The sequence below is a fragment of the Luteibacter sp. 1214 genome (assembly GCF_031455395.1).
Taxonomy (GTDB): Bacteria; Pseudomonadota; Gammaproteobacteria; order Xanthomonadales; family Rhodanobacteraceae; genus Luteibacter; species Luteibacter mycovicinus.
The window spans coordinates 512953-527603 of the sequence record NZ_JAVDSQ010000001.1 but is presented as its reverse complement, the minus strand read 5'-3'; the positions used below and the strand labels follow the sequence as shown (position 1 = coordinate 527603).

General features: G+C 63.3%; 13 protein-coding genes. 3 read left to right on the top strand and 10 right to left on the bottom strand.

Annotated elements, in window-relative coordinates; all coding sequences use genetic code 11:
* Positions 1 to 12: 12 nt before the first annotated feature.
* From J2X57_RS02075 to J2X57_RS02065, 3 genes are all read right to left on the bottom strand, one after another.
* Positions 13 to 1353 carry a UDP-glucose/GDP-mannose dehydrogenase family protein gene (locus J2X57_RS02075; RefSeq protein WP_309863220.1) on the bottom strand — a complete coding sequence of 447 codons (1341 nt, stop codon included), beginning with the start codon at positions 1351 to 1353 and terminating at the stop codon, positions 13 to 15.
* 48 nt (positions 1354 to 1401) lie between these two features.
* Positions 1402 to 2514, bottom strand: coding sequence for a polysaccharide biosynthesis/export family protein (locus J2X57_RS02070; RefSeq protein WP_036113405.1), 1113 nt, complete (start codon positions 2512 to 2514; stop codon positions 1402 to 1404).
* Positions 2515 to 2643: 129 nt separating this feature from the next.
* Positions 2644 to 2976, bottom strand: coding sequence for a hypothetical protein (locus J2X57_RS02065; protein ID WP_309863217.1), 333 nt, complete (start codon positions 2974 to 2976; stop codon positions 2644 to 2646).
* A gap of 395 nt (positions 2977 to 3371) precedes the next feature.
* Between J2X57_RS02065 and J2X57_RS02060 the strand changes: the two genes are divergently transcribed.
* Genes J2X57_RS02060 through J2X57_RS02050 form a run of 3 tightly spaced genes read left to right on the top strand, consistent with a single transcriptional unit; the run spans position 3372 to position 7013 of the window.
* Positions 3372 to 4817, top strand: coding sequence for an undecaprenyl-phosphate glucose phosphotransferase (locus tag J2X57_RS02060; RefSeq protein WP_308845828.1), 1446 nt, complete (start codon positions 3372 to 3374; stop codon positions 4815 to 4817).
* A 34-nt stretch (positions 4818 to 4851) separates the two neighbouring features.
* Complete coding sequence (galE, locus tag J2X57_RS02055) at positions 4852 to 5832, top strand: UDP-glucose 4-epimerase GalE (protein WP_308845827.1); 981 nt, start codon at positions 4852 to 4854, stop codon at positions 5830 to 5832.
* A complete protein-coding gene (locus J2X57_RS02050; RefSeq protein WP_309863213.1) occupies positions 5832 to 7013 on the top strand; it encodes an acyltransferase in 1182 nt (393 codons plus the stop codon). Before galE ends, J2X57_RS02050 begins: the two co-directional genes overlap by 1 nt.
* 2 nt (positions 7014 to 7015) lie before the next feature.
* Here the strand turns inward: J2X57_RS02050 and J2X57_RS02045 are convergent, their stop codons facing one another.
* Genes J2X57_RS02045 through J2X57_RS02015 form a run of 7 tightly spaced genes read right to left on the bottom strand, consistent with a single transcriptional unit; the run spans position 7016 to position 14651 of the window.
* The gene (locus J2X57_RS02045; RefSeq protein ID WP_309863211.1) at positions 7016 to 8521 is read right to left on the bottom strand and encodes a right-handed parallel beta-helix repeat-containing protein; all 1506 of its coding nucleotides are present in this window, start codon (positions 8519 to 8521) and stop codon (positions 7016 to 7018) included.
* A 16-nt stretch (positions 8522 to 8537) separates the two neighbouring features.
* Entirely contained in the window at positions 8538 to 9359 is an 822-nt protein-coding gene (locus tag J2X57_RS02040) for a glycosyltransferase (protein WP_036113393.1), read from the bottom strand.
* Positions 9356 to 9838: a hypothetical protein gene (locus J2X57_RS02035; protein WP_309863208.1), complete on the bottom strand. Its 483-nt coding sequence runs from the start codon at positions 9836 to 9838 to the stop codon at positions 9356 to 9358. The genes J2X57_RS02040 and J2X57_RS02035 overlap by 4 nt, the downstream gene beginning before the upstream one ends.
* Positions 9831 to 11063, bottom strand: a complete 1233-nt coding sequence (locus J2X57_RS02030; protein ID WP_090352111.1) for an O-antigen ligase family protein — start codon at positions 11061 to 11063, stop codon at positions 9831 to 9833. The genes J2X57_RS02035 and J2X57_RS02030 overlap by 8 nt, the downstream gene beginning before the upstream one ends.
* Before the next feature lie 5 nt (positions 11064 to 11068).
* Positions 11069 to 11986 (bottom strand): glycosyltransferase family 2 protein, encoded by a 918-nt coding sequence (locus J2X57_RS02025; RefSeq protein WP_052191234.1) that lies wholly within the window; start codon positions 11984 to 11986, stop codon positions 11069 to 11071.
* Positions 11983 to 13407, bottom strand: a complete 1425-nt coding sequence (locus J2X57_RS02020) for a lipopolysaccharide biosynthesis protein (protein WP_308845823.1) — start codon at positions 13405 to 13407, stop codon at positions 11983 to 11985. The genes J2X57_RS02025 and J2X57_RS02020 overlap by 4 nt, the downstream gene beginning before the upstream one ends.
* Before the next feature lie 2 nt (positions 13408 to 13409).
* Entirely contained in the window at positions 13410 to 14651 is a 1242-nt protein-coding gene (locus J2X57_RS02015; RefSeq protein ID WP_036113387.1) for a glycosyltransferase, read from the bottom strand.

Sequence of the window (14651 nt, the reverse complement as noted above, 5' to 3'; positions counted from 1 at the left end):
TGCTTCAGCGCTTTAGCGTTGCAGCGAACGCCCGCGGCCAATGCCGTAATAAGCGATACCCGCTTCTTCGACCGTCACGGGGTCGTAGAGATTGCGCCCATCGAAGATCGCCGGCGTCTTCAGTGCCGCCTTGATCCGTGCGAAGTCCGGACTGCGGAAGGCCTTCCACTCGGTGACCAGTGCCAGCACATCGGCCCCATTGAGTGCGTCGTATGCGCTGTCGCACAGCACGAGATCGTCGCCGCGATCGCCGTAGATACGCGTGGTTTCCTCCCTGGCCTCCGGGTCGAAGGCGCGGACTTTAGCGCCCGCTTTCCACAGTGCCTCGATCAGGCGGCGGCTTGGCGCTTCGCGCATGTCATCGGTATTCGGTTTGAACGCAAGACCCCACAGAGCGACGGTCTTGCCTTTAACGTCACCCCCGAAGTGGCGCTGGATCTGCGCGAACAGCCGGGTCTTCTGGTCGGCATTCACCGCTTCGACCATGCTGAGAAGGCGCGCGTCGTAACCGTGACCGCGAGCGATCCGCTCCAGTGCCTGTACATCCTTGGGGAAGCAGGAGCCGCCATAACCGGCACCGGGATAGATGAAGTGGTAACCGATGCGCGGATCCGCGCCGATGCCCTGGCGCACCAGTTCGACGTCGGCGCCGACACGCTCGGCGATGTTCGCGATTTCGTTCATGAAGCTGATCTTGGTCGCGAGCATCGCGTTGGCCGCATACTTGGTCAGCTCCGCGGAGCGCTCATCCATCACGACCATGCGGTCATGGTTGCGGTTGAACGGCGCGTACAGCTTCCGCAGGCGCGCCACGGCGCGCTCGCTGGACGAGCCGACCACGATGCGGTCCGGGCGCAGGCAGTCTTCGACCGCATCGCCTTCCTTCAGGAACTCCGGGTTGGAGACCACGTCGAAGTCGACCTTCGCACCGCGCTCTCCGAGGACTTCGGCGATCGTGGTCCTCACGCGGTCAGCCGTACCCACGGGTACGGTGGATTTGTTCACGACCACCGCGTAGCCATCGATATGCTTGCCGATGGTGCGGGCAACGCTCAATACGTACTTCATATCGGCGCTGCCATCTTCATCGGGTGGCGTACCCACCGCGATGAAAATCAGCTCGCCGTGCGCGATAGCGGGTTCCGGATCGGTCGTGAAATCGAGCTGCCCGGAAGCATAGTTACGCTTGACGATCGGCTCGAGGCCGGGCTCGTAGATCGGAATGACGCCTTTGCGAAGCCCTTCCACCTTGGCCTCGTCGACGTCCACGCACACCACGTGATTGCCCATTTCCGCGAGGCAAGCGCCGGTGACCAGTCCCACATAACCGGTGCCGAATATAGTGACCTTCATCGATGTCGCCTGTTTAGCTCGTAAAAATGGAGCGGAACGCGATCAGAGCTAGAGCTGGCTGTCGCGATCCAGGTTGTATTGCGTCGTGGCGGCATTGCTGATCAGCCCCGAGAGCGGCAGCAGCTGGCTGATGAAGCGGTTCCAGCGCGTAATTCCAGCGGGCCCGACGAAAATGACGTCGCCCGGTTTGACTGAGAACTGCGATGCGACGGCGAAGGACGCCGGGGAGGTGTTGTCCAGCTGAAAAATCGTCGCCGGCGCCTTCTCCATGTCTTCGACGCCACGGATGACATAGACCGACTTGCCGTTCGCGCTGGTCTGGCTGAGACCGCCCGTGCGGCCCAGGGCCTGGGTGAGAGTGAGGTCGCTGGTTTTGAAAGAAATCGCCTGCGGCCTCAGCACTTCACCGATAACGTATGCCTCGTGCCGGTCGTTGTAAGGCAGGTAAACGCTGTCACCGCCCTTCAGGTAGATGTCCTTGCCGCCGTCGCGCGAGCGCGACAGTGCGTCCAGATCGATGTGGTATTCCCGGTTATCACGCCGGAGCACGACATCCGACAGGTCGGCCAGCTGGGCATTGACGCCTGCCGTCCCGACCGCCTGAGCGAGCGTGAGCGGTGTCACGGTGATGTTCTGTGGATCGGTCCTGACGAAGGCACCGCCCAGTGTGACCCGCTGGCTGGCGTAGCTGATGATGCTGATGTCGACCTGGGGCTTCTCGATGTACTTCGTCAGGCGGTCAGTGATGGCCTGGCGAAGTTCTTCCACCGTCATGCCACCGGCGTTGATCAAGCCGACATAGGGATAAAAGAGCGTGCCGTCGGGCCGCACGAGTCGTCCATTGGCACCCGTCTGCTGCTGTGAACCGGCGGGGGAGGTGAGTTCCGGGTGCTCCCAGATCGTGATGTACAGCGAATCTCCCGGACCGATGCGATAGGGATCCGGCTGGTAGGAGATGAGACTGGGGTCGACGCCCCGCCCGGTGGCGGTGGCGCGATCCATCGCGATCAGCTTGGGCGTGATCGGAACGAGCTGGTAGCGGCTTCCGGTCGCGCTTTCCTTGTCGTTCAACTCACCGGTCTTCATGTGCTGGCCGGGTGCCAGGACGCATGCATTCAATAGCAGGCACCCGGCCAGACCGAGAATCGGCAGGAACTTCATCGTGTACGGGATCCTTCAGTCGGAGCGCCAGGCGGCGATTGCTTAACGCCCCACTTAAACCGATCGAGCATTAATGGCTCGGGAACGTGAATGGACATTTAGACGTCCAGAACCTGAGTCGATGCCCGCTCAGCGCGTGCCTCCCGTGCCGCCGGTGCCTCCGGTTCCACCCGTCCCACCCGTACCGCCGGTGCCACCCGTACCGTCATTTCCGGTGCCGCTGGTGTTGTTGGCCGTTGCTCCGGTAGCAGCCGCCATCGCTGCGGTGCCTGGTCCGACACGGGCCGGTGCGAGTGAGCCCTTCGATGCCTGGCGTGCCTGGTTCGGGTCGGCCACGCGGGGCTGTTGGCCGTTGTTTTGCGGGTTCTCAGGCGTGCCGGGCTGGGTTGTGGCACGTTGACTCTGAGCCCAGATCGGAGCCGCAACGGCAAGAATCGCGCAAGCAAAAAGCAGACGTCTCATGGTCGTCATCTCCAGTGGGTGAATCGATGCGTACACGCGTTGCAGACATTCATGAACGCGGTTTATTCGCGCAAACGCGGGATCCATTCACTGCCATATCGATGTTAAGTGCAAGGCAATCAGCTGAACGACAGAATGGGGCGATTCTTTTTGTGACGCGAGCCGCAAATTAGGATATGTTGGATTGCCGCCAATTTTCTGGCGGTGCAGCATGAGTTGTCGAAAGACTCACACTGAGAAGTGTTGAATGACGGATTCCGGCGGAATGCCGGAGTCCATCTGAAACGTGTTGGGCCGTTGGGCGTCCCCGGACAGGACAACCCGGTTCCACAGGGGGCACGTACCTGGGCAGGCCGTTAATCACGGCATTGTCGCGTCGGAAGAAGGTACCTGTCATGCAACTGACCAAATTCAATGCGTTAGTGGATCTAGAGCTCCGTGCGAGCGATCCTATCTGCGCAGTATCGGCCGGTTTCCTGGCCTACTACGTCCGATTCGACACGGTAGCGATGAACAGCGTCTATTCAGTGGCGCTCGTTATACTGTTGTTGTCGACGCTCAGCGCATCGGCCGCATTCCGTGTTTATGATCAGCCCATCGGTGAGCGCCCCGTCGGGCAATATTGCCGCATCGCAGCATCGTGGTCTGTCGCCTTTGCTGCGCTCATCGCGCTCGGCTATCTGCTCAAAGTCAGCGATTTGTATTCGCGTGGCTGGGTGTCGCTGACGTTTATATTGGGCCTGTCATTCATGGCGCTGGTGCGAGTCGTCGCCCATCGCGCCACGCACCGCCTTCGCGAGCGCGGCGTGGGCATCAGTCGGTGCCTGTTGATCGGTGCGACCGATTCCGGACTGCACATGATCGACCAGGTCGAGTCCAGCCCGGCACTCGGCATGAAGATCACCGCTTATGTGCGCACGAGTTACGACAACGGCGTGCCAAGTGGCGTGCCGCTGGCAGGTGCGTTGCTGGACCTGGACAAAGTGCTGGCGTCGGGAGAGTGGGACCAGGTTCTCGTCGCGCTGCCGGTCAGCGCCAACCGCGCGATCAACTACGTGCTCGATCGTATGGACCAGCACGTCATGACGGTGAAGTTCGTGCCGGACATGCTGGGCCGTCAGTTGATCAATCACCGCATGGAAGACGTGGCGGGCGTGCCGCTCGTCACGCTGCGCGAGAGCCCGCTACTGGGCAATGCCTGGCTGCTCAAGGACATCGAGGACCGCCTGATCGCCGGCGCGATCCTGCTGATGATCTCGCCGCTGATGGTCGCGCTTGCGATCGGCGTCAAGCTGTCCAGTCCCGGTCCCGTCCTGTATCGCCAGCGTCGTGTTGGCCTGGACGGCAAAGAGTTCGAAATGCTGAAGTTCCGCTCGATGCCTGTGGACATGGAGAAGAACAAGGCCGTGCAGTGGGGCAATGCGTCGGCCAAGACGGTCACCCGCTTCGGCCGCTTCATTCGCGGCACCAGCCTGGACGAGCTCCCGCAGTTCCTCAACGTGCTCCGCGGCGACATGTCCATCGTGGGTCCGCGCCCCGAGCGTCCGATGTTCGTCGAGAAGTTCAAGGGCGAGATCGCGGGCTACATGCACAAGCACATGGTCAAGGCCGGTATCACCGGCTGGGCGCAGATCAACGGCTGGCGTGGCGACACCGATCTGGTCAAGCGCATCGAGCACGACCTTTATTACATCAACCACTGGTCGGTCGCGTTCGATCTTCGCATCATCTTCCTCACGATCTTCAAGGGGTTTGTGCATAGCGAGGGCGGCAGCGCCTCCCCGTCACCCGGAAACGCGGCGCTGCCGACACCCTCGGCCGCGGTCGAAGAGTCGCGCTGAGCCAGCACTCCATCCACGAAACCGGGAATATCGCTTGAAGCTTCTGATCTGTGGCGGTGCGGGCTATGTGGGCTCGCATATGGTGCGTTACCTGCTGGCCAACCAGCATGAGGTGGTGGTCTACGACAATCTGTCGACAGGCCACCGTCAGGCGGTCCCCAGGGGCGTGACATTCGCCCATGGCGATATCGGCGATGCGGCGCGGCTGGCTCGCGTCTTCGCGACGCATCGTTTCGATGCGGTGATCCACTTCTGCGCGCGGTCGCTGGTGGGTGAATCGGTAGTCGATCCGTACGCTTACTACCGTAACAACGTGGCCAATACGCTGGTCCTTCTTTCCGCCATGAACGAGGCGGGTGTCCAGCGTCTGGTCTTCTCGTCGACGGCGGCGGTATTCGGCAATCCCCACGCGGAGCACATCGACGAGGGTCACGCCACGGCGCCGATCAATCCGTACGGCCAGAGCAAGCTGATGATCGAGCACGTGCTCGAGGATGCGGCCCGCGCGTACGGACTCAGGTCGGTCGCGTTGCGCTATTTCAACGCGGCCGGTGCGGATCCCGGCGGTTCCATCGGCGAGGCGCACGACCCCGAGACCCATCTGATTCCCAACGTCCTGAAGGCGGTGCTGGGGCAGGGCGCGGCGCTGAAGGTGTTCGGCGACGACTACGACACCCGCGACGGGACCTGCGTCCGTGACTACGTTCACGTCAACGACCTGGCGTCGGCTCACTTGCTCGCCATCGACTACCTTGCCACCCATGAAGGCGCATTCCGCTTCAACCTGGGCAATGGCGAAGGCTTCAGCGTACGGGAGGTCATCGCCGCGGCCGAGCGCGTAACCGGCAAGCCGGTGCCTCACGAGATCGCGCCACGTCGCGCCGGCGATCCGGCGACCCTGGTCGCATCCAGTGAACTGGCGCGGCTCGAGCTAGGGTGGGAGCCACGCATTACGCGCCTCGACGACATCCTCGCCAGCGCGTGGCGCTGGCATCTCGACCCCGGCTTCGGCTGATGCAGGCGCGGCCCAGGGTACAGCTCGATTTCATCGATGCCCTGCGTGGTGTCGCCATTATCGGTGTGCTGCTGAGCCATGCGCAGCGCAATGTCGAGATGTACCAGGCCATGGGGCACCAGGCGAGCATGTCGGGATGGCTGAGTCGCTATGCCGCCCAGGGCGCGCGTGGAGTGCAGCTGTTCTTCGTGGTCAGCGCGCTCACGTTGTTCCTGTCCGCCGGTAAGCGTGGCGGCGAGTCGCATGAGTGGCTGAACTTCTACATCCGCCGTTTTTTCCGTATCGCACCGATGTTTTACATCGCGTTCGGCGTTTACTGTCTGGCACCGGTGGTCATGAAAGGTCAGGCGCTACCGCCGCCGGGAACGCTGCTGGGTACGCTCGGCTTCATTAACGGATGGAACCCCGCGTGGCTTCTGGGCGCGAACGATGTGGTCCCCGGCGGCTGGTCGATCGGCGTGGAGATGTCGTTCTACATCGTCTTCCCGCTGGTATTTCTTGCGCTTCGCGATTTCCCCAAAGCCTTCGCAGCGCTTTGCGTCATCCTGCTCATCGATGTTCTGACCTGGCCCGCGCTCGTCGCCCATCCGCCGATCGCCGACGGCGACCTCTGGGAGCGCTTTGTCTTTGTCTGGCTGCCTAACCAGCTGCCGATCTTCCTGTGCGGCATCTGCGCCTACTTCATCCTGTTCGGGCAAACCGGCGCACTGACGAGGTTCTTCCACGAGGGGAATCGGCGTGCCAATGCGGCGCTGTTCGCGCTGGGCGTCCTGACCCTGCTGGTCGTTCCGCAGCTGACCGACGATCCGCGGGCCGTCTTTCTGTACGGCCTGGCTTTCGGCCTGATCACGCTGTGCCTCTACCGTCAGCCGTATCGCTGGCTGGTGACCGTGCCGATGAGGCATATAGGGAAGATCAGCTTCAGCGGTTACCTGGTGCATTTCTTCATGCTGCAGGTGGCCCGCAAGCTGCTGGCGAGGGTGCATGCCGGCGATCACCTGAGTCCGGACATGTACTTCGGCGCCACGGTCGTCGTCGCTCTGGCGGGGACGGTGGTGCTAGCCACGATCACCTATCACCTCGTCGAGGTGCCGGGTCAGGCGCTCGGAAAGCGCCTCATCCAGCGGCTGGCGGCCCGCCGCGCACCCGCGCCGGACCGGGCCACCGTACCGCGGACCTGACCCTAGCCGGTCAGCTTGCCGATCAGCTCCAGCGCATTGGGTACCGGCTTGCCGTTGGCGAAACAGGCCTTGACCAGCGCATTGACCTGGGCCAGCGAGGGCCGGTGCTCCCGGAAGCGTGCGAGCATACCCGTGTCGGCACGCGCGGTGCGGAGCTGGCTGGCCGACGCCGTGACATCCCTGTCCGCAAAGACGGCGTTATCCCCCAGCTTCGTCTGGGTGGCTTTGCTCATGTCGATGCCCGGGGCTTGCGGCGACACTACGATGTTGTCGTGGATCGCCGTGTCGTCGGGCACCCCTTTCCAGCTGGTCGCCTTGAAGACGGTGACTTCGGCGCCGGCGATCGGCTTTTCGGGAATGATGATGATGTTGTTGTAGATCTGGCTTCCCGCCACGGGGCCCGAGATCCTCAGCGACGCGCTGTCGGTCTTGCGCAGGGCGTCGTTGATGCTGACGTTGAAACGCACGATCGTACCGGTGTTGCCGACGTCGGACGCGTTGCGGCCATCGTTGCAGACCAGCGCCATGCCACCGATATTGTCGTGGCTGTAGTTGTACTGGATCACCGTACCGCGGCAGTTGAAGTCCGCGTCGTACGCCTGGCCGTCGGCATACGCCTTATGGTCGCTGACTTCGTTGTACTGGATCAGCGTGTTGTCGCTGTCGAACGGCCAGATGCCCGCGGCCGCTTCACCACGGGGAAGGGCGCCACACCGACTCACCGTGTTGCGCTCTACCAGCGCGCCGTCGCAGCCTTTCACCAGAATGCAGTCGCCGGGGACGCCGCTGATGCGATTACCGCGCACCACCACACCCGTGGCCAGCCCGGCCTTGCGGCTGCCGGCGCCGAGGAACAGGATGCCGTCCCGTGCAGTGCGCTCGATCGTGTTGTCGGTGATGGACAGGTCCTGGTAGCGCGTGGGCTTGTCTTTCGTCTTTGCCTGGACGAGGATCGCGCTGCCACCGCCGTCCTTCTTGACCGGCGTGCCGTTCACATCGTGGATGTGCAGACCTTGCAGGACGATGCCGTGGGCGATGCCAAAGTCCTCGTGATAGAGGTGCACCGCCGTGCGCCGCGGTGCCATCTGCGGTCCCTTGTTCGAAATCTCCAGATTGCGCACCGTCCAGTATTCGACGTTCTGAAGGCGCAGGGTCGACGGGGCGCCACCGTCCGCATGCAGATGCGGCAGCGCTCCCTCGCCATAGGCATCGACGACGACGGGCGCGTTCGCACTACCGGAGCCCTTCGGCAGAAACGCTCCCGGATAGTCACTTCCACGCCTGAACAGGATGCGGTCGCCCGGCCCGAAGCGGGTTTTGTTCAGTCGGTCGAGGCTACGCCAGGCCTGCGTGGCGCTGCTCCCGTCGTGTCCGTCGTTACCCCCGCCGCCATCCACGTAGTAAGTCTTACCGGTGCCCGCGCCAGCGGCGCGAAGCGAGGTCAGGGGCAGAACGGCGATCGCGCCTGCGGCCCATACGGACTGACGAAGAAAACTGCGACGGTGCATGGTGACGTCTCCGGTATCAGCGGCGCTCGCTCAGCGAGTAGCGGTACACGCCGCCATGCTTTTTCAGCATGTAGGCGAAGCCGGCGAGGTGCTTGATGGTGAGGCGGGAGAACTTACGTGTTCGACGCTTGTAGTCGTGCACGACGGAGATCTTCCGGCTGTAGTAGTTGCGCAGGCCCAGCTTGCGGGTGCGCACGCAGAACTCGGCGTCTTCCGGACCGAAGAAGATCCGGTCGTCATAACCCATCAGCAAGGCGGCGACCTTCTTGGTGAACGTCTGGTTGGCGCCGAGGACGTAGTCGACTTCAAGCGGATCGTTGCTGTCGTCGAAGGTGGTGTCCACCATCAGGTGGCGGTCCAGTTCGCGCTGCACGAAGCCGAGCTTACGGGTGGCCGCGATACGCGCCGCGATGGGCTGATAGAAACGCGGGAAGCGGCGGGTGGAGTCCTGCCGGGTGCGGTCCACATTCAGCAGTTCGAAACCGACCACGCCCGCATCGGGATGCGACTGGAAGAATTCGTCGACGATGGTGCCCGGATCGCTGGTCAGGAAGATCGTGTCGTTATCCAGCGTCATGCAGTATTTGCCGCGCGCGAGGAACAGGCCCCGGTTACGTGCGGGGCCGACGCCATAATTGCTGTCGAGCGGAAAATAACGAATCTGGGGCAGCGTGGCCACGAATTCGGCGCTGCCATCGCGTGAGCCGTTGTCCACGACGATCACTTCGTCGCGGCTGAAATCCACCTTGTCCATCAGGGAGTGGAGGCAGCGCTCCAGGTTCCCGAGTTCGTTCCAGGTGATGATGATGATCGACAGGCGCACATCGGCCTCGCTCATGACGGTGCTCCAACGTTGGGCGGGGTGAAGGACGATGGGGTGATGACCGCGTTGGCCTTCACCACGTAGTTATCGGGGATGACCACGGGCCCAAAGATGCAGGCCCCCGTGCCGATGGTCACGTTGTTGCCGATGGTGGGCGTACCGTCGCCGGGGAAACGGTTGCCAAGGCACACGCGCGCGTAGATCGTGCAGTTGGACCCGATCGTGCTCTTGCCGTTGATGATGATGCCGAACGCGTGGTAGATCACCAGCCCCGGACCGATCGTCGCGGTGGACGGCACATAGCACTTGAACATGAATTCCGCGATCTTCTCGAAGACGCGGAACGGCGTGTGCAACACCGTGCCCCGGGTGCCGGAGATCAGGCGATAGGTCAGGATCACCCAGAACGACTGGTCGAGCATCCACCAGACCAGGCCACGGTAACCGGGCAGCGACTTCAGGCGGCGTACGTCGGCGCGAAAATCATCAAGCATGGTTCGGATCCGGAGCGGGCAGGGTGTCGCGATGCTTAAGTACGTTGGCGCGGATCTTCATCCGCTCCTTCGCTTCCTCACGCAGGCGAATCTTGCGCAGGTCGTGGCGGGCGTAGAACATGCCGACGAAAAACCAGAAGTAGGCCTCGTAACCGCTGAACTCGATGAAGGCCAACATCAGGTAGCACAGCAGGAAGAACTTGATGTTGCGCTGCTGGCCCTCCGTACGCGTGAACAGGATCTGTGCCGCCATCAGCAGGAAGAGCAGCAACGACTGCACGCCGCCTTCCAGAAGGAACTGGAGGTAGATGTTGTGAACGTTGTTCTCGACGAAGGTGAGGCCGGACAGCTGCTCCATCACCGGCACGCCGTTGCCGACGCCGTAACCGAGAATGTTCTGGTGCAGGGCGGTGCCCGCGGTGGTCCACAGCGCCAGGCGGCCGACGTTCTTGTGCGCGAGCTGGGTCTCGGCGTTGAGGTTGAAGCGGTCCAGCACGGGGATGTCGATCACCGACGACAGCACCAGGCCGACGAGCAGCACGCCCATCGCGATGCCGAAGAAGTTGAAGAAGTAATAGTGGCGGGATTTGCGTGCACGCCAGCAGGCGATGCCGATCGACACGGCGGCACCCACCAGCCCCGCTCGCGACAGCATCATGCCGCTGGTCAGCAGCGCGATGCCCGCCGCGATCGGATAAACACGGGTGCCAAGCAACAGAATGGAAAGCAGGGCAAGCAGGCTTGCCTCGATGTTGCGGCCACCGGTCGACATGTACAGGATGCTCGACGCGCCCTCGGTACGCGCATAGACCGCGCCCAGGCTGCCGGCGTAGACCAGATCGCGAAGGATGACGAAGGTCAGGCAGCAGCCCAGCATCCAGATGAAGATCTTGCGCAGCTCGATATCCTGCAGCTTGCGCCCGAAGACCACGCCGAGGAAATACGACGCCGCCACGAACAGGATCAGCGTGGAACGGACGCCGCCGCCATAGGTCGCGGAGGCGGCGATAGCCGTCGCCGTCATCGTGGCGATAAACGCCGTGGCGGGGTTGAGCTTGAGGTAGCGTGCCGCCGGGATGTACAGCACCGGCATGAGCAGCAACAGGAGGTGGTAGACGTTGACGTGCGATTTGCTGGTGGTGCTGTGCCCCAGCGGAATCTGCACGAACAGCATCGCCAGCAATACGATGGCGGCGCCGCGCGTCTTGTTGATCGCCAATGCCATGCCGGTCAGCCGATCGCCACGCCGAAGAACTTGTGCAGCAACACTTTCAGCGTCGACTTGTAGCCGCCGACGGAGATGTTCCGGGCGATGTCGCCCAGGGGCGGTCGCTGCTTGTTCATGACGTACTGGATGTTCCGGTGGTTACGCCGTTGATCGGCGCTCATCAGCCGGGTGTGCTTGGCGATAAAACGCTCGCTGCCCTCGGCGCGCTTGGTCGAGTTGCGAATTCGGGCGCGCGACCGGTCATCGTCGACGAACGACAGCAGCTGACGTGTGCGCAGCGCGGGACCGAAACGCTCGGCCAGGCGGATCCACATGTCGTAGTCCTGCCATGAGGGCATCGCTTCGTCGAAACCGCCGAGTTCGCGCATGCGCGACAACTCGGTCAGAACCTGGTTGCCGGCGAGATTGGCGTAGAGCAGGGCGGACAGCGTGATCGGCTCGACCTTCTCCAGTTCCGCCTTGCCGTACTGACGATCGCGCAGCGCCGCGATCTGGGCGTCGCTCTGGAAATAGCGGAACCGGCTGCAGACGAACGACACCTTGTTGCGCCGGTACAGGTCGACCAGGCATTCGATCCGCTGCGGATGAAACAGGTCGTCGTCGTCCAGTCCGGTGACATAGGTGCCGGAAGCCTGCTCCATGCACCGGTTACGCGCGCGGCAGGCGCCCTGCGGTGTCTCGTTGCGAAGATAGGTGAACTTGCCGGGGTAGCGCTGAATGTAGTCGGCGACGACCTCGGCCGTATCGTCGGTCGAGGCCTCGTCACAAATCAGAATCTCGATCTCGGGGTAGCTCTGGGCCAGCACCGAGTCGACGGCCCGGCGAAGCAGCGCCGAACGATTGCGGGTAGGAATGTAAACGCTCACCAGCGCCATGGCGTCATCGCTCCTCGTCTGCATTGCGTCGGTCGTCGTACTCATGCGCTCACCGCCTGGATCTGTTTGTCCAGCAAGGTGTGTCGGCTACGCCAGATCACCCACACCAGCGGCGGCGTGGCGATGGCGAAGCGCACCGCGCTGGCCATCCAGCCGTCGCCCGGGTAAACGAAGACGGCGAGCATGAGGAACGCGTAGGGAACGAAGCTCTCGATCGTCCACGCATTGAAGAACTCGCGTGCGGTGATCCGGATGAGCTTCGACGAGAAGAAGTAATACGAAAACACGGTGGCCAGGATCTGGCTGATGGCCAGCGCCACCGCCATGATTTCCAGCGACCGGGACGCCGCGCCGGCGAGGCTCACCGCCAGCGTGATGCCGCAGATCTTCAGGTTCCAGCCGAACTCGATGTCCGACCGGCCCTGGCTCTGGCTCAGGGCGCCGATCAGGGAGCCCAGCGGGCGCAGCATGCCGAACAGCAGCATCAGCGGAATGAGCTGGGCCACGCCGTCGTAGCGATGGCCGTACAGGATCGACACCGCCGGTGGCGCGAACACGGCAAGCATGATGAAGACCACCGCGCTGAAGATCGCCACACCGCGCAGGCCGACGAGGTAGATGCGACGCAGCGCTTCGGGATCGTGCTGCAAGGTCGCCAGTCGCGGCAACGCCAGACGGCCCGCCACCGGCATGATCAGCTTGGTCGGCTGGAGGACCAGTTCCTTTGCCAGCGAGTACACGCCGAGCGACGCCAGGCCGAGAAACTTGCCCAGGATGATCTGGTCGGCCTGACTGCGCAGCTGGTTGATCACCTGCGACCCGAGCTGGAAGGCGCCATAGCGGAACGCCTCCCGCATGATGCCCCGGTCGAATCCGCGGCCCGGGTGCCAGTCGGGCTCCGACACGGCCAGGAAGCAGCCCAGCCGGACGAGGCTGTTGACGATCATGGCGTACACGGCGGCTTCGATGGACGCATGGAAGACCAGCACCATGACCAGCAGCGTGGCCAGACCCGAGAGGCGTCCGACCACTTCGATGCGGGCCAGTCTCGGCAGCTGGAAAGCCTTGATCAGGCTGGCCTGATACTGCGCGGCCACCCCCAGCAGCACGAAGTTGATCGTCGACAGACGCATCAGCTGGCCGAGGACCGCCGACTGATAGAAGTACGCCACGGCGTAGGACACGAAGAAGAGCACGGCGGCCGAGACGAGACCGAGACCCACGCTGATCATGAAAAGCGAGGTGCGCTCTTCACGGTTGATGTTCTGGCGGTGGATGAGGTAGCTGCTCAGGCCCATGTCCTGCAGCAACGTGGCGATCGCATTGACCACGTTGACGATCGCCAGCGCACCGAGCATGCGTGCATCGACGTGATGAGCCAGCACCGCGATCTGCAACAGCTGGCTGGCTGCGCTGATGACGGTGGACCCGGCGGTCCAGATGGCGTCGCGTTTGGCGGAGGCCATCGTCAGTCCTCCAGGGCCAGCTGCGCGGCGAGCTGGTCGTGCAGACGGCTCTGGTTGAACCGGGCTTCCACCGTTTCACGTGCGTGGCGCGCGATGGCCGGGAGGTCGTAGTCGCCGTTCTGAATGCGCGCCAGCTTGTCCGCCAGCGCTCCGGCGTCGCGCTCGGGAACCAGCCACCCGGAATAGCCGTCTTCGATCAGTTCGGGAATGCCGCTGTGCACCGTGGACAGACAAGGCACGCCACTGGCCATGGCTTCCATCAGCGAGACCGGGATGCCCTCCTGATCGCCGTCGGTCGCGGTGACGCTGGGCAGGGCGAAGATGTCGGCATCGCGCAAGGCGGTCTGTACGAAGCTCTTGTCGCGCCGGCCCAGGATATGGATGTGCTCGCCCATGCCTTCATCGGCGACGAAACGCTCCAGGGTCGGCTGAAGGGGGCCGTCGCCGATCACGTTCAGTTCGACGGGTACGCCGCGCCTGGCCAGTTCGGCTACGGCCTGGCACAGGTAGAGCACGCCCTTTTTCTCGACGAGACGGGCGACGCTGACCACGCGCAGCGGGCGGGTTCCGGCCGACGACACATCGCCCGGGGACACGTAACGAAAGCTCTCCAGATCCACGCCCATCCGGTGCACCTGAATCTTTTCCGGCGCGCAGCCCATCGCCTGAAGCTTGCGACTCCAGCGCGTGCTGATCGGCAACATCCGCTCGCCCTGCGCGAACAGGCGACGGTAATCGTCGGCATGGCGGGCAAGCACGCTGTGCTGCGAAAGGTCGAAGCCGTGAAACACCGTGTGGATCGGACCCTCGATCAGACCGAGGGCGCGCAGGTTGGCTGCCAGGACGCCGGTGGGACCGAAGTGGGCGATGATCGCCTTTGCCTTCAGCGGCTCCCTGATCCGGCGCACGGCACCGGCCAGGACGAGGCTCTTCGCCGCGTGGCCATAGAGTCGTACGGAAAGCGCCTTGCGCACGCGCGCGCTCGGCAGTCCGGGAAGCACCTGACGCAAGCGGCGCAGCAGGATCTGCCAGTGCTTCGACGCGCTGGCGGAGTGATCGAAGATGAACGTCGTCCGTTCCATCAACCCCCGCGTGGCGACGATGTCACCGGGTGCGGGCTGCGGTCCCCGGCTGATCGCCAGGATGCGCACGTCGAAGCCGCGGTCGAGCAGGCCGACGATCTGGTCGATGACGAAGGTTTCCGAATACTTGGGAAACTCCGGGAGGACGAACAGGATCGGCAT

Bases quoted from the DNA above. Each gene is read 5' to 3' on its own strand.
- J2X57_RS02025 (WP_052191234.1), bottom strand. From the start codon at position 11,986: ATGAGTACGACGACCGACGCAATGCAGACGAGGAGCGATGACGCCATG.
- J2X57_RS02065 (WP_309863217.1), bottom strand. From the start codon at position 2,976: ATGAGACGTCTGCTTTTTGCTTGCGCGATTCTTGCCGTTGCGGCTCCG.
- J2X57_RS02035 (WP_309863208.1), bottom strand. From the start codon at position 9,838: ATGCTTGATGATTTTCGCGCCGACGTACGCCGCCTGAAGTCGCTGCCC.
- J2X57_RS02060 (WP_308845828.1), top strand. From the start codon at position 3,372: ATGCAACTGACCAAATTCAATGCGTTAGTGGATCTAGAGCTCCGTGCG.
- J2X57_RS02030 (WP_090352111.1), bottom strand. From the start codon at position 11,063: ATGGCATTGGCGATCAACAAGACGCGCGGCGCCGCCATCGTATTGCTG.
- J2X57_RS02075 (WP_309863220.1), bottom strand. From the start codon at position 1,353: ATGAAGGTCACTATATTCGGCACCGGTTATGTGGGACTGGTCACCGGC.
- J2X57_RS02020 (WP_308845823.1), bottom strand. From the start codon at position 13,407: ATGGCCTCCGCCAAACGCGACGCCATCTGGACCGCCGGGTCCACCGTC.
- J2X57_RS02050 (WP_309863213.1), top strand. From the start codon at position 5,832: ATGCAGGCGCGGCCCAGGGTACAGCTCGATTTCATCGATGCCCTGCGT.
- J2X57_RS02015 (WP_036113387.1), bottom strand. From the start codon at position 14,651: ATGCCGATCCTGTTCGTCCTCCCGGAGTTTCCCAAGTATTCGGAAACC.
- J2X57_RS02070 (WP_036113405.1), bottom strand. From the start codon at position 2,514: ATGAAGTTCCTGCCGATTCTCGGTCTGGCCGGGTGCCTGCTATTGAAT.
- J2X57_RS02040 (WP_036113393.1), bottom strand. From the start codon at position 9,359: ATGAGCGAGGCCGATGTGCGCCTGTCGATCATCATCATCACCTGGAAC.
- J2X57_RS02045 (WP_309863211.1), bottom strand. From the start codon at position 8,521: ATGCACCGTCGCAGTTTTCTTCGTCAGTCCGTATGGGCCGCAGGCGCG.